This is a genomic window from Streptomyces sp. NPDC003247 (assembly GCF_042888135.1).
In the GTDB taxonomy this organism is placed as follows: domain Bacteria; phylum Actinomycetota; class Actinomycetes; order Streptomycetales; family Streptomycetaceae; genus Streptomyces.
On sequence record NZ_JBIAPF010000023.1, the window covers coordinates 1 to 13,545 of the forward strand.

14 protein-coding genes and 2 pseudogenes are annotated in these 13,545 nt (G+C 69.6%); 8 read left to right on the forward strand and 8 right to left on the reverse strand.

The window, feature by feature from the left end; genetic code table 11:
* The first annotated feature begins 833 nt into the window (after nucleotides 1–833).
* Entirely contained in the window at nucleotides 834–1,469 is a 636-nt protein-coding gene (locus ACFYWQ_RS41825; protein WP_389525576.1) for a histone-like nucleoid-structuring protein Lsr2, read from the forward strand.
* 28 nt (nucleotides 1,470–1,497) lie between these two features.
* On the opposite strand, the gene ACFYWQ_RS41830 is transcribed toward ACFYWQ_RS41825, so the two are convergent.
* Nucleotides 1,498–1,674 (reverse strand): hypothetical protein, encoded by a 177-nt coding sequence (locus ACFYWQ_RS41830; protein WP_389525578.1) that lies wholly within the window; start codon nucleotides 1,672–1,674, stop codon nucleotides 1,498–1,500.
* A 68-nt stretch (nucleotides 1,675–1,742) separates the two neighbouring features.
* Here ACFYWQ_RS41830 and ACFYWQ_RS41835 point away from each other — a divergent pair, with 68 nt between their 5' ends.
* Entirely contained in the window at nucleotides 1,743–2,213 is a 471-nt protein-coding gene (locus ACFYWQ_RS41835; RefSeq protein ID WP_389525580.1) for a hypothetical protein, read from the forward strand.
* Between the two features lie 204 nt (nucleotides 2,214–2,417).
* Here the strand turns inward: ACFYWQ_RS41835 and ACFYWQ_RS41840 are convergent, their stop codons facing one another.
* The 4 genes from ACFYWQ_RS41840 to ACFYWQ_RS41855 all read right to left on the reverse strand — a co-directional run bounded on the left by ACFYWQ_RS41840 (nucleotide 2,418) and on the right by ACFYWQ_RS41855 (nucleotide 6,332).
* A complete protein-coding gene (locus ACFYWQ_RS41840; RefSeq protein ID WP_389525583.1) occupies nucleotides 2,418–2,945 on the reverse strand; it encodes a hypothetical protein in 528 nt (175 codons plus the stop codon).
* A gap of 477 nt (nucleotides 2,946–3,422) precedes the next feature.
* The gene (locus tag ACFYWQ_RS41845; RefSeq protein ID WP_389525585.1) at nucleotides 3,423–4,178 is read right to left on the reverse strand and encodes a hypothetical protein; all 756 of its coding nucleotides are present in this window, start codon (nucleotides 4,176–4,178) and stop codon (nucleotides 3,423–3,425) included.
* Between the two features lie 301 nt (nucleotides 4,179–4,479).
* Nucleotides 4,480–5,403 (reverse strand): RNA polymerase sigma-70 factor, encoded by a 924-nt coding sequence (locus ACFYWQ_RS41850; RefSeq protein ID WP_389525588.1) that lies wholly within the window; start codon nucleotides 5,401–5,403, stop codon nucleotides 4,480–4,482.
* 161 nt (nucleotides 5,404–5,564) lie between these two features.
* A complete protein-coding gene (locus ACFYWQ_RS41855; RefSeq protein WP_389525591.1) occupies nucleotides 5,565–6,332 on the reverse strand; it encodes an SDR family NAD(P)-dependent oxidoreductase in 768 nt (255 codons plus the stop codon).
* A 169-nt stretch (nucleotides 6,333–6,501) separates the two neighbouring features.
* On the opposite strand from ACFYWQ_RS41855, the gene ACFYWQ_RS41860 reads away from it, so the two are divergent.
* The 5 genes and pseudogenes from ACFYWQ_RS41860 (at nucleotide 6,502) to ACFYWQ_RS41880 (ending at nucleotide 10,570) form a co-directional block, all read left to right on the forward strand.
* Nucleotides 6,502–6,888, forward strand: a complete 387-nt coding sequence (locus ACFYWQ_RS41860; protein ID WP_389525594.1) for a hypothetical protein — start codon at nucleotides 6,502–6,504, stop codon at nucleotides 6,886–6,888.
* Nucleotides 6,889–7,445: 557 nt separating this feature from the next.
* A complete protein-coding gene (locus tag ACFYWQ_RS41865; protein WP_389525596.1) occupies nucleotides 7,446–8,054 on the forward strand; it encodes a superoxide dismutase in 609 nt (202 codons plus the stop codon).
* 193 nt (nucleotides 8,055–8,247) lie between these two features.
* Nucleotides 8,248–9,006 (forward strand): annotated as a pseudogene (gene istA, locus ACFYWQ_RS41870) (IS21 family transposase); the annotation flags it as partial.
* A gap of 28 nt (nucleotides 9,007–9,034) precedes the next feature.
* Nucleotides 9,035–9,538, forward strand: coding sequence for a hypothetical protein (locus ACFYWQ_RS41875; protein WP_389525599.1), 504 nt, complete (start codon nucleotides 9,035–9,037; stop codon nucleotides 9,536–9,538).
* A 480-nt stretch (nucleotides 9,539–10,018) separates the two neighbouring features.
* A complete protein-coding gene (locus ACFYWQ_RS41880) occupies nucleotides 10,019–10,570 on the forward strand; it encodes a hypothetical protein (RefSeq protein ID WP_389525602.1) in 552 nt (183 codons plus the stop codon).
* Here the strand turns inward: ACFYWQ_RS41880 and ACFYWQ_RS41885 are convergent.
* The gene (locus ACFYWQ_RS41885) at nucleotides 10,527–11,318 is read right to left on the reverse strand and encodes an IS5 family transposase (protein ID WP_389525604.1); all 792 of its coding nucleotides are present in this window, start codon (nucleotides 11,316–11,318) and stop codon (nucleotides 10,527–10,529) included. The genes ACFYWQ_RS41880 and ACFYWQ_RS41885 overlap by 44 nt on opposite strands.
* Before the next feature lie 267 nt (nucleotides 11,319–11,585).
* Between ACFYWQ_RS41885 and ACFYWQ_RS41890 the strand changes: the two are divergent.
* Nucleotides 11,586–11,803, forward strand: a pseudogene (locus ACFYWQ_RS41890) (IS5/IS1182 family transposase); the annotation flags it as partial.
* A gap of 4 nt (nucleotides 11,804–11,807) precedes the next feature.
* Here ACFYWQ_RS41890 and ACFYWQ_RS41895 read toward each other — a convergent pair.
* Both ACFYWQ_RS41895 and ACFYWQ_RS41900 read right to left on the reverse strand, forming a co-directional pair.
* Nucleotides 11,808–11,984 (reverse strand): alpha-L-rhamnosidase N-terminal domain-containing protein, encoded by a 177-nt coding sequence (locus tag ACFYWQ_RS41895; protein ID WP_389525607.1) that lies wholly within the window; start codon nucleotides 11,982–11,984, stop codon nucleotides 11,808–11,810.
* An 84-nt stretch (nucleotides 11,985–12,068) separates the two neighbouring features.
* Complete coding sequence (locus tag ACFYWQ_RS41900) at nucleotides 12,069–13,358, reverse strand: MFS transporter (RefSeq protein ID WP_389525610.1); 1,290 nt, start codon at nucleotides 13,356–13,358, stop codon at nucleotides 12,069–12,071.
* Nucleotides 13,359–13,545 lie beyond the last annotated feature (187 nt).

Consider the following 13,545-nt stretch of genomic DNA (forward strand, 5'->3'; position numbering starts at 1 on the left):
TCGCCGGCCTGTGCCAGCACTCGGCGCAGCTGCACTCCGTAGCGGCCGGGCTGTCGAAGGCGGGCAGGTCCGCGGCGGCCAGGGCAGGGTGCGGGGGTGACGTGGGTGACGTGGGTGGGGCGCGGCCGGCGCAACCAGGAGGTGGCGCGCGAGGGCGCCGTGGGACTGCTGGAGCAGGTCGGGCATCAGCTGGCCACGCCGACCGCGCGGGCCCGGTTCGTGCGGATCATCACCGAGCTGGGCAGCGGTAAGACCCTGACGCTCCGCGGACGGGCCGAGCTGCTGGACGCCGTACGGGAGGTGATGGAACCGGACACCGTGTTCGCCGTCAGCGGCCTCGTCCGCGCGCTCGGGCCCGCGCAGACCCCGATGGCTGTCGAGACGGCCGTGGCCCGCTGCGAGGCGTTGTGCGCCGCGGGGGGGCCGCACCCTGGACGGGAAGTCGAGACGGTCGTGGCCCGCTGCGAGGCGTTGTGCGCCGCGCTGGGCCGCACCCTGGACGGGAAGGTGAACGCCGCGCTGCTGGAGCGGGCCCGGGCCATCCACCGTGCCTCCATGGCCGACTGCCTTGCCGAGCGCGGAGGCCTCGCCGCCGAGGCTGGGCAGTTGGCCGACCTCTTCCGCGAGCCCAGTCTCCAGGAGCAGTTCGACCAGGCCGGGCGCCAGCTCCTGCTCGTCCTCGGCATGCACCTGATCCATCGCCGAGCCCGGGGACCAGCGGGCCGACCGTCGGCACCGAGGCGGCAAGGGCGGCCGTCCGGCCGGGTTCGGCACAGAGACTTACCGCCGGCGCAACGAAGCGGAACGGACGGTCAGCCAACCGGAGATGTTCCATGCGGCCGCGCGCGGCGGCGACCGCCGGCACCATCAGCCGCGACCGGTTCGGGAGCCCGGAAGCCGTCCGCACACGCACCCGCAGCACCAGCTCCCGGTCCTCCAGCGAACTCGCCGACGCCGTCACGAAGGCACAAGCCGAGCCCACCCCGGGCACGGACGGCAACACCGCGGAAAGCGCGCCCTCCCCCGAGCCCGAGACGTCCGGCCTGCGGAAACCGGCACCCGGGACGGGGATCGAGACGCTGCTCGCCTGGGGCGAGCAGCACACCGCGAAGGGCGTGCAGGCCCTCGCCGCCAGGGCCCGTACGGCCCTGGCCGAACTCGCCGGCAGGCGCGACGCCGAGCACGCCGTGGCCGAAGCCGAGGGCCGGGTCGACCGGCTGGAGCGCGAACTCTCCCGTGCCAGGGAGGAACTGCGGCAGGCCAGGACCGGCAAGCCCACCACCACGGCCGCCGCGGCCGCCGTCGCCGTCCCGGCCCCGAGCGGCAAGCTCAGCAAGGAGCAGCTGGCCGCGATCCGGGCCTGGGCGCGGGCCAACGGCTACGAGGTCGTCGACCGGGGCAACCCGGCCAAGAAGGTCCTGGACGCGTACGCCACCGCCCACCCCACGACGGCGGAGGCGGACGACTGATGGACGCCGTACCTCTCGCCCTCGACGGCTACCTGTCCGCCGAACCGGTCTGCGGCGAGCAGGACGGCACCGCCTGCTGGCGGCTGACCTGCTCCCCCACCGACCGGCTGGTCGACGACGCGACCATCCCGTGCACCAGCCGGGACCCGGAGACCGTGAACGCGGTCCTCACCCAGTGCCGACCCGGCGACCTGCTGCGCGTCACCGGGCACCTCACCCTCCCGGACACCGCCGGCGGCGGCCTCCAGGTCCAGGCCGCCACCCTCGAGATCGGTGTCGGAGGCACCGGTGCCGGACACCCCGGAGGGCGACGCCGCCACGGACACCGCCCAGGCGGACACGGACCGCAACGCCGCGATTCAGGCCCTCGCCGAAGCTTTCACCGGCCTCGCCGTCGAGCCCGGCCGGGACGCGAGCATCCGCCTCCACATCAGCCCGACCGGCGTCCTCGGCACGAGCCTGGAGCACTGCCACAGCATCGACCTCACCCCGGCCCGCGCCCACCAGCTCGCCGACCAGGCCGACGCCATGAACTGCTGCCTGGACGGCGAACGCCCGGACACCGGTACCGTCCTGGGCCCCGAGACGATCGCCGACATCACCGAACTGTTCGAGGACATCGACCTCGTCGGCCTCACCGGGGCCGTCCTCAACTCCACCCGGCCCGGACACCGGCCGAAGGTCACCCAGGCGATCGACGACATGTTCGGCGACATCCCCGGACCCGAGGACCCCGAGCCGTGAGCACACCCACACCTACCCGGCAGCGCACCGTCCTCGAACGGTTCCCCGCCGGAGGTCCCCGCGGCTCGTGGCCGGCGGAAGAGTACGCCGGCCAGCGTGACCAGGGCTGATGAGGCTTCGTGAAGTGAAAATCCCCAGGTTCGCTCTTCGTTCCTCATTTCGTTGACCTGTCACCGGGGGGCTTGAACTTCCTGCCTGAGATGATCACGGCCGGTCCTCGCCCTCAAGGGCGTCCTCGGCGGCTTCGCCCTGGTGCCAGGCGTAGATGCGGACGGGGTCAAGGTGGAGTTCATTGGGACCCAGGCAATCGGCGGCCCAGGCGGCCAGACGTGAGCCGCAGGCACAGGCCAGGTTGGGGCCATGTGCACCGGTGGGGCCGCAGCATCCGGTCCAGTTGTCCCCGCACGTGAAGGGGGCGAGGCGGGGCAGGACGTCGTCGGGGTGGATGGCGACGCTGTCGCGCTGGCCCGCGGAGACGGTCGTCCAGGGGTCGGGCCGCAGCAGCTCGCGGCCCGAGCCGCTGGCGTGCTGACGGGGTGCTGCGGCAGGGACGAAGGGCGCGCCCCAGGGGTCGGGGTCGATGGCGTAGTGCCCGCGCGGGACGGTGGAGCGGGCACGCCCGGTCTTCTTGTCTCGGCCGTCGTCCGGGTTGCCGACGTACGGGACTGTGGGCAGAGCCACCAGGTCCCCGGTGAGCGCAGTCCCGCACTTGGCGCAGTAGAAGACGGTCACGCGTTGGGTTCTACCGCCTGGCGGTCCGGCCAGTCACGCGGAAAACCGCCTGACTGGCGGGAGCGAGTTCGGGAGAGTCGACGTCCTGCCGCAGCTCAGCGTCCTGGAGGTGGGGGGAATCCTGGCAAGCAGGTCTGTCCCGTCCCTGAGCGAGGATGGGGATCGTATCGGCCTCGGCCAGGGCCGCGCTTGTCGCCTCACCTGCTCCGGTCCTCAATCGAGTGGGGAACGAGCGGGAGCGCGAAGGCCGGGACGGAGAGGTCGAGCAGCACGGTGGTGGAGACGACGCTCCGCTGGCCGGTGGTGAGCACCCGCGATGACGGCGGCCAGGTCGCTCTCACTGTGGACCGCGAGCGGCTCGGTGAGCTAAGGGAACCCGGGTTGATACAGCTAACGGCTCGGCGTGTCCCGGATGCGGGAGCTGCTCTGGCGCTCCCCCGCGCGTTTGACGGAGAGCGGGAGCGATCACCGCCGGACTCACCCACGAATGGAGCTCCGCAGGGTCGAAGGCCACGTCAATCGCGTGAAAACGATCGAGAGAGCCATGTACGGCCGGGCCTCGTTCCGCCTTCTGCGGATCCGGATCCTCACTCGGCCGTGATCTTCACGGCTTCCGAGCTGAGCTTCATCGAGAGAGCGACTTGACTGGAAAGGCGGCTGCCAACCATGCCAGTTCGGCGTGTGCCCAGGTGGGGGCCAGTGTTCTGAATGGCCTGGGTAGGTCCACTGACGGCCCACCCATTCGCACTCCGGGATCGCACCTTCCCAGTCGTCTGTGCACCGGTCGGCCCGGGACCGGCCCACCATGACCGGCCGGGTCACCACGCCGTCGGCGACCTCCTGCACTCGCACGACCAGGCCCAGCCCATTGGTTCCCGGGTTCCCCCGCGGACCGTACGACACGTCGATCACCCCGCAGTCATGAGCATGCAGGAGGAACCGCTCAAGGTCAGCTGGCACACAGCCGGTCAACTCTCTTCCCCAGAGCGTCACCTGGGGTCCGCGGACCGCGTCGACTGCGACGCAGAACAGCTGGCCTTCGACGAAGTAGGCGTAGACCGCAGGCTCCGCCAGCCCCGTGCCGAACTCCAGGCCCAGGATCTCCCGAAACGATGGGTCGGCCTGGAACCGATGCAGTTCGGTCATGCCCGAGAGCACTGCGGCGACCTCAGTGATACCCATGCCGCAACACAGCGGCCCGACGCCTTCCAGGGGCATCAGCTCCCAGCCCACCCGCTCAAGCCCCCTCACAACACCCGAGGGTCTGCTGCCGCCATCTCTCTGCCCGCTTCCGCCCGCACGCCGAGCCGCCCCGGCTCCGGCGCTCAACATCACCCTGGCATTACACCAGACCCAAGATCATTCACGGAATCGCGGTCAGAACCGCCAAGTCGGTCACTTGGTGCCGGCCGTCGCGGCCGGCCCGCACGGGGCGGACGAGGTCGGCCTCGTGCGGTTCCGCCCTGCTGTTCCGTTGCGTTGCTTCGCGCCCGGGACCCGGCATCCCGGCCCTGGAGCGCGGCCGGCTCTGCGGTCAGTCTGTGGGCCGGTGTGCCCGGTGCGCTTCGCGGAGGGCCTGCCAGGCGTCCGCCACAGGACCGACGTGCCCGAGCTTGTCGGGGTTGTTCACCGTGCGGATCGTCTGGATCTGCCCGTCGAGCACGTCGAGCGCCCAGGTGCTGAGGACCTGGCCGTTCCGGTCGCGGAAGACCGAGCCCGGCTGGCCGTTCACCTGGCACGGCTCCACAAGGCCACCGCTGCTGATCACCAGCGGGGCGAACGTCGCGAGCGCCCGGAGCACGTTCTCGGCGCCAATGACGACGGGCTTGAACTGCGGGGCCTTGCCGCCGCTGTCCCCGATCATGTGGACATCGGCGGCCAGCAGCCCGGCCAGCCCGTCGACGTCTCCTTCCCGGAAGGCGTCGAAGAACCGTTCGGCGAGTTTCTCGCGTTCCTTCCGGTCGGCCTCGAACCGGACCCGGCCCGCTTCCATGTGCCGGCGTGCCCGCACCGCGAGCTGGTGGCACGCCGCCTCCGACCGTCCCAGGGCCGACGCGATATCCGCGAAGCCGAAGGCGAACACCTCCCTCAGCACGAAGACCGCGCGCTCGAGCGGGGTGAGCCGCTCCAGCAGGAGCAGAGCCGCCATCGACAGCGAGTCCGCCAGCTCCGCCGACCGCGCCGGATCCTCGTACGGGTCGGTCAGCAGCGGTTCGGGGAGCCACGGCCCGACGTACTCCTCCCGCCGGACGCGGGCCGAGCGCAGCACGTCGATCGAGATGCGGGTGACCACGCTCGACAGGAACGCCTTGGCCGACCCGGGCCGGGTGGAGGTGGCCTGGTAGCGCAGCCATGTCTCCTGGACCGCGTCCTCCGCCTCGCTCACACTGCCCAGGATCCGGTAGGCGATCGAGAACAGCAGCGGCCGCAGTTCCTGGAACTCTTCGGTCTTCGTCACGCCGGATCCTCCTTGAATCCACGCTGCCATGAGGAACCGCAGAGCTCCCGTCTGGAGAAGCCGTGACCTCCGGCGGTCGATTGCCACTGCCTGTCGTCCGGCCGGCATCAGGGCCGAGCCATGTCGCCGGGCCGGTACGACGCAGTCGTCCAGGGCCGCCGTCACCAGGGCAGCGGGCCCTCCTCACCGAAGAATCCGGCGGTCGGTCCGTCCGCACCGAGCGTGGCCAGGCGCACCACGACCGTGGCACCCTGCGCGGCCGTGAGGAACCCGGTGTGGTTGTTGCTGTCCGTGGCGACGAAGCCGGGGGCGACCGCGTTGACCAGGATGCCGTCCTTCCGCAGCTCCTTGGCGTACTGCACGGTCAGAGCGGTCAGGGCGGTCTTGGACGGCGCATACGCGGCCGACGGCAGCAGTGCCGCGAACGGGCCGTCCGGATCGCTGGTGAGAGTCAGCGACGCGGCGTGACTGCTCACGTTGACGACGCGTGGCGCCGGTGACCGCCGCAACAGCGGCAGCATGGCGTTGGTCACCGCGATCACCCCGAGGACGTTGGTGTCGAACACCGCCCGGACCATGTCCAGGTCGACGGAGCTGGGGACCTGGTCACGGGCGTCTTCGGGCGACACCCGTCCGGAGCCGGTGATGCCGGCGTTGTTGATCAGTACGTCGAGCCGGCCGAAGCGCTCCTCGACCTGCCTCGCGGCCTCTTGGACGGTGGCCCGGTCGGTGACGTCCAAGGTGACCGCGTGCGCGTCGCCGCCGGCCGCGCGCACCGCCGCAGCGGCCTCCTCGCCGCGCAGTGGGTCTCTGGCCCCGATCACGACCGTCATGCCCAGCGCGGCGAGCTGCTCGGCAACGCCACGACCGATCCCCTTGTTCGCCCCTGTGACCAGCGCGACCTTCCGGTGTGTGCTCTCCTCGCCCATGATCCGCACCTTGTCGTCGAGGCGGGATCCTGTCGGAACCCGTCTTCACAGCCTGAGACGAGACAGCCCGGCCGTCTCTGACATGCAGACACAAGGAACTCCTCACCAAGGAGATGGTCCAGCCGAGGTCGGGCAGGAAGGTCTACGGGCAGTCGAGAGGGAGGACGAGGTGCGGTTCGCCGCGGCGGCCCGGGCAGCGGCCGCGGTCGGCCGGCGGTACGCGGTGGTGACGGGCTGGCATCGGCAGGGAAGACCGGCCTGGACGCGCTGGCGGCTCGGCGGCGGCCAATGGTGGACCAGCCGGGTGTGCAGGGCCGGCTGCTTGAGGTGCTGCAGCGGCAGCCGCGGCTGTTCGGGGACCTGGCTGGCTCACCTGCTGGAGACTGAGACCGGCTACCGCAGCGGCAGTGCGTTCTGGGCCGAGGAGGGTGAGCCGCGCCTGCAGTTCGATCCGGCTCGCACGACGCTGACGCAGCGCCGTGCGGCGAAGGTGGCCGAGCTGGCCGCCCTGCCGGGCGAGGACGCGAATCGGCAGATTTCGGCGCGGGCCGGGTGAAGACCTTCCGCTCCGCCCGCGCGAGGAACTCCAGGACCTTGCCGTGGCGCGGGGCCGGCCGCTGCTGCTCGTCATCGCTCATGCCGACCAGTCGGCCGTGGGGAGCCTGTCCACGGAGACCGGTGCCCGTGCAGATCGCGCCGGGCGTCAGCTGTGACTTTGCGTGACAGCTGGCCGCAGGGGCGAGTGAACTACGCCGTCGACGCGGACGGCACTGCCTGCGGGAGCACCCGACGCGATCCGTGGGTCGTCGGAACGCCGCCCTGACCGGCCGCGGCGCCGGTGCACACGTGCTTCCCATACACAGGCCGCCGGACACTGAGCAGGACGGCGTGAACGAGCGGGGCCGGCCGGATCCGGCGGGCGCCGGGTGAGAAGACGATCACTCTCCAGGAAGGACACGCCGGACGGACGGAACGACGCTCAGACACCGAAGACTGACGGGCCGACCCCGCCACAGATCATGCTGATGCATCTCTATCGTTGTTGCAAGCTATTCGCAATAGAGGCATAGGCTGTCCCCCGACGATCACTCACCCGGAAAGGGGACGTGCCTGATGGGCACCTACGCGCTTCCCGACCTGCCCTACGACTACGCCGCGCTGGAGCCGGCCATCACCGGGCAGATCCTGGAACTGCACCACGCCAAACACCACGCCGCCTACGTCAAGGGCGCCAACGACACCCTCGAGCAGATCGCCGAGATCCGCGACAAGGACCAGATCACCCCGACCTCACTGGTCGGGCTGGAGAAGACCTACGCCTTCAACCTCTCCGGCCACGTCCTGCACTCAATCTTCTGGCAGAACCTCTCCCCGGACGGCGGCGACCGCCCCGACGGCGCCCTCGCCGACGCCATCGACGAACACCTCGGCGGCTTCGAGGCGTTCAAGAAGCAGCTCACCGTCGCGACCGCGTCCGTCCAGGGCTCCGGCTGGGGCGTGCTCGCCTGGGAGCCCCTCGGCAAGCGCCTGATCGTGGAGCAGGTCTACGACCACCACGGCAACGTCGGCCAGGGCAGCACCCCGCTGCTGGTCTTCGACGCCTGGGAACACGCCTACTACCTGCAATACAAGAACGTCCGCCCCGACTACGTCACCAAGCTCTGGGACCTGGTCGACTGGGAAGACGTCACCGCCCGCTACACGGCGGCAACCAGCGCCTGAGCCGACACCGGCACACTTCGCCGGGCGGGCCGGGAAGCCTCGAGGGCTTCCCGGCCCGCTCTGCGTCGTCTGTCGGCGTACACGTGAACACGCATGGCCGCGTACGGATGAACGTGCAGAGTTCCTGATGTGCTGAGGTTCAGGGTTCGGCACTCTGCTGCCTGTTGGTCGAGGTCGCAGAGATGGGGTGGCCGTGGTCCTGGATCCGCAGCGCTGGCTGGAACTACGGCGTTTTCGTGGCCTGGTCGAGTCCGGAGCGATGAGCCTGACCGAAGTCGCCAAGGAGACGGGCCTGAACTGGCGGACGGTCAGTAAGTACCTGGCAGCTGACGGACCCGCCGCGCCTCCGCGCCGGTCGCCGAACAGCAGGTCACGGGCCAGGGTGATCGACGAGTTCGCGCCGCTGGTCGACTCGATGCTCCGGGCGGAGATCCTGATGAAGGCCGCGGTGATCCACGGGCGGCTGACCGCGGAGTACGGTTTCACCGGCAACTACCAGAGGGTCAAGCTCTACGTTCAGCAAGCCCGGCCCCGGATCGCCGAGGAACTCGGCATCACGCCGACGGAACTCGCCGGCATGCACCGCCGCTTCGAGGTCATCCCCGGTGCCCAGGCCCAGGTCGACTGGGGCGACGAGGGCAAGATCCTCGCCCACATGGGCATCCCGAAGGTCTACTCCTTCCACATGACACTGTCGTACTCGCGCGACCCGTTCTGCTGCTTCACCACCAGCCAGGACCTCCAGACGTTCTTCGACTGCCACCGCCGGGCCTTCGCCCACTTCGGTGGCGTCCCGATGACGATCGTCTACGACCGCACGAAGACCGTCGTCCGCCGCCACGTCGCTCCGGGCGAGGCGGTCCCGCTGCACCCGGAAGCGGTGGGGTTCGCCGGCCACTACGACTTCGACATCGACGTCCTGGCCCCAGCTGAGCAAGAACCCGCTGGTCGCAAGCCCGGGCCAGTGTCATGATCCCTGCATGGCAGTCCTTGACATCCTGACCGAAGTAGCACAGACGGGCCAATGGGGCCCCGTGGTCACCGGCGCCGACTGGCACGAGGTGACCACCGCCTTCGGTGAACCATGGGACGTCGGGACGATGAGCCGGCGTCGGCAGTGGCCCCGGCTCTTCGCCTACGGCGACCTCGAACTCAGCGTCTGCCGCTGCCGCAAGATCGTCCTCATCTGCATCCAAGCTTGGCGGGACGTCATCGAACTGCCTTCCTCCACCCCCGGTGAGACCCTGACCTTCCCCGCTGGCATCACCTACCAGCAGGTCACGCAAGCCCTCGACCATGCCTCCTGCACCTGGCAGCCCTATCCGTCCCTCACCTTCGGCGACCAGTGCGCGCTCACGGCCCTGCCCAGCGGAGCGAACTTTGTCTTCGCAATCGCCCAAGGCACAGACCCGGTCCTGAACGTCGTGGGACTACCCAGTGCCTTCCACAACTGCCCGGCCCCGACTCGCCGGACAGCACCCTGACGAGCGCCGTCAAAACAAACTCATCAACATTTCCGTTCCGGGCCGCTACTGGCTGCCTCCCGAAGCACCCGACAAACGCTGTCCGCTCTCGGGTTCTGCCACAACTTCTGTGACTGCGCTGAGGTGCTTACGGATCGTTACACTCTTCGGTCCGGCTCAGTAGGCCACCAGGCCTTGCGGACACCGAAGGCTGCCGACGCGAGCGCCACCGCGGCAAAGAGGACGACCATGATAGGGCTCCGGCAACTGGCGGCAGTCACGACCATGAAGACGCAGATAACCCAGTCGACCCAGGCCCGCTTCAACCACGCTGGCAACATCCGCACGGCACCCTCCTGGCGAGACAGTGGATCATGTGGCACAGACTTAGACGCTGTTGTCTTTCCGGGCTTGAGGACTGTGTTTCCGCTGGTCAGGCATAGGCTAGCGCCCCTGTGGGAGTGGTGACCTGTCGTGTCGCCGTTCCCGTGGAGGTCGTGGGTGCCGTCGGTCGTGGGGCTGCTTGAACAGCGCGAGCTCGTTGCTCGGCGTCGGGTGGACGAGCTGCGAGAGGAGGCCGACCGGATCCAGGCCGAGCTGGCCCTGGCCGAGCGGGAGTGGAAGGAGTGGGCCATCGCCCGCGCGCGGGTCGGCGAGGTGCTGGACCCGGCCGAGCAGACCGGGCAGGACCACGACCAGGTCGGCCGGACAGCGTCGGCCTCCGGTGGACGGGCCGAGCAGACGTCGTCAGCGACGGGAGCCGCGAAGCCCAGGTCACAGGTGCCGGTATGGCGTGAGGGGCTGGACCGGTCGGTGCTGTCGGTGGACTATCAACGCATCCTTGAGGCCCTCGGGGACCGGCATCGGCTCCACCAAGGGCCGCTGACCTGCCAGGAGTTGGCCGTGATGTTCGGCCTGGACGCGGTGCCGGCCAAGGTGGAGGCGCTGCGGTCGAAGGCGGAACGCCTGGTTGCACGGGGTTGGCTGGCCGAGCGGCAGCCGGGCCGGTTCACTCTCGCCCAGGGGCCGGCCGGGCAAGGCGGCGCGTCATGAGCAGGGTCATCGGCCAGTGGACCATCGCTTCGGCGCTGGTGGTGCGGCGTTCGAAGTCGCGCACCAGACGGCGGGTGCGCATCAGGTGGGCGAAGAACCGCTCGACGATCCACCGTCTGGGCAGCACCACGAATCCGCGCATGTCGTCGCTGCGTTTGACGATCGCCAGGACCAGCGCGAACGCGGCCAGGCAGCGTTCGACGAGGCTGCCGGTGTAACCGCCGTCGGCCCAGACCAGTTCCAGCCGGTGGTGCACATCAGCAACCTGCCCGAGCAGCACGTGGGCGGCGGTGCGGTCGCCGGTGTCCGCGGCGGTGACCATCACACCCGGCAGCAGACCGAGCGTGTCGACCACGACGTGCCGCTTGCGGCCGTTGATGAGTTTGCCGCCGTCGAAGCCCCGGCTGTCCGCCCCGACGACGGCGTCCGCCTTGACCGACTGCGAGTCGATCACACCGGCCGTCGCCGCCGCGTCGCGGCCCAGCGTTTCGCGGACCTGTCCGCGCAGCCGGTCGTGGAACTCCCTGACCAGACCGTGATCACGCCATCGGCGGAAGAACGCATACATCCGGTCCCAGGGTGGGAAGTCCGCAGGCATGGCCCGCCACTTGATGCCGTTGTCCACGAGATACCGGATCGCATCGAGTATCGCCCTGTGGCAGTACGCCTCCGGCCGGCCGCCCCGACCGCGCAGCCAGGCCGGCACCGGCAGCAGCGGCCGGACCCGGGCCCACTCCGAGTCCGTCATGTCCGAGGGATACCGCCGAACACGTTCCGGATGATCGGCCGCGCTCCCGAACCGGTGAGCGGCACAACCACACTCTGGTGCAGCCGAGTTGAACTCCACCGGCGCGAACACGTACAACTGCGGCAACAGGGTCTCCTGGATCTCGGTTGGCTTCGCAACCCCGAGCTACCAAGAGGCCCTGTACTCATGCGCGCAGCCAGCTTCGATCACCCGATCGAGACTTCCGTTCGACGCACACACCTCAAGATCGAAACGACAACAGCTACTGAGGGAATCCTCGCCCAGCTCAACTACGACCTGACCAGCCTGGCCCGCGTGAAGGAAGGACGCAAGCCTGAACCGACCGCTTCCGTGATCGACCCCAGAGCGTGAAGACTTCCACCAATGTGCCCCTGACCAGTCAGGGAACCGACGCCGCCAAGAAGATCGTCGGCAGGAAACGGGGCATCGTCACAGACACGCTCGACCTCCTCCTCACCGTGACTGAGCTCAGGCCCACGCTTGGAAGGTAGGACAAGCTGAGCGCAGGCGATGGTGGTACGAGGTCCAGCCGGGGGCGAGGACGTGGTCGCCGGCGCGGCTGCCGTAGATCTCGGTCTCGTAGACGCCATACGCGGTGACGTACGGACGGGCCGGCTGCACCGACCGGTCGGGGGGTGACAGCACGATGCAGCAGTGATGCGGGGCGAGGGGCTGTCCGCGGCCTCATCGAGTACGCCCGGACGCTTGCGTCGGGCGCGCTCCGGTGTGTCATCTGATGCGGCTGATCGGAATAATTGCCGCGGCGCCGAGGAGGGCGGCTGTGGCGCCTGCCAGGAAGAGCGCCTGGAAGTTCTGTGGGTGCGCGGCGGAGGCTCCGATCGCCAGTACGGCGGGTGCGATTGCCGGGACGATGGACGACGGAAGGTTGCTGGCGAGGTTCATGATGCCGAGGTCCTTCGCCGGGTTCTCCGGGTCGGGCAGCACCTCGGTGATGAGGGCGAAGTCGACTGCGAAGTACACGCCTTGGCCAAGGCCCATGACGGCGATCGCGAGGAGGAACGTCCTGTAGCTGTCCGCGAGGGCGACCAGGGTCAGGCCGATCGCGAAGATGACGGCGGCGGCGATGACGAACGGCTTGCGGCGGCCGGCCTTGTCGGAGATCTTGCTGAACAGCGGCGCGAACACCAGCGAGACGCCGGTGAGGACGAGCGTGGCGACGAAGACCGAGGCGCCGACGGTGGCTGGGTCCACGTGCTGCACCATGATCAGGTAGAACGCCTGGTATGCGTTGACGGCGGCTACGCCGAAGAAGATCAGGAGACGGCTCGCCCAGGCCCACCCGAAGCTCGGATGTGCGAGAGGGCTGACCCAGAAGGTGCCGATGAACTCGCGGAAGCGGAACTTAGGCCGCGTGCTGCGCGCGAGCGGCTTGTCGGAGATGAACAGTGCGAGGGCAAGTGTCGCGGCGACCGCGACGCCGGCCGGCAGCAGCACCATGGCCGCGATGTTCGGCTGCACGAGCTGGGCGAGGAACAGACCGAGGACCGCGCCCAGTGGCGCGCCGAGGCCGATGATTGCCGATGGGGTGCCTCGGTGCTCGGGCGCCACCTGGTCGGGGATGAGGGCTGCGGCTGCGACGAGGGCGCAGACGGTACCGAGGGTGAGTACGACGTAGGAGACGGCAAGGGAGAGCACGTTGGATGCGGCGACCTGGAGCACCGCGCCGCCGGCGATGAGCACTGCACCTGCCAGGAGGTAGGGGCGGCGCCTGCCGGCCTTGCCGACGGTGCGGTCGCTCAGGCGGCCGATCACGGGGTAGCCGAGGAATGCGAACAGCGCTCCCACCGCGCCGACGAGCGACAGGACGGTCGTGGCGTTGCTGCCGCCGATCATGGCGGACTTGAGCGAGAGGGTGAGCACGGCGCTGGCAAGGAGCGTGCCGTTGACGGCCGCGACGGCGACGGCGAGGAGAACCAGGAACCCCCGCGGCAGGGGCGGCCAGGTCTGGGCGGAGCCGGTGGCTGTGGATTCGACGTTCGGCTCGGTGAATGCGGACATCATTGTCCCTTCGATGCTGACTGGCTCGGGTGAGCACTGGGCTGGTTCGGGGGCAGGCAGAGAGCAGTCGGGGCGGCTTCGTAGCGGCGGACGCGTACGTCGCCCTCGCGGGCATACGTGACGGCGACGCGGCCTGTGAACGACTCGGTGGTCTCGAAGCTCCGGTACCGCCCGTCGAGCTCGACGA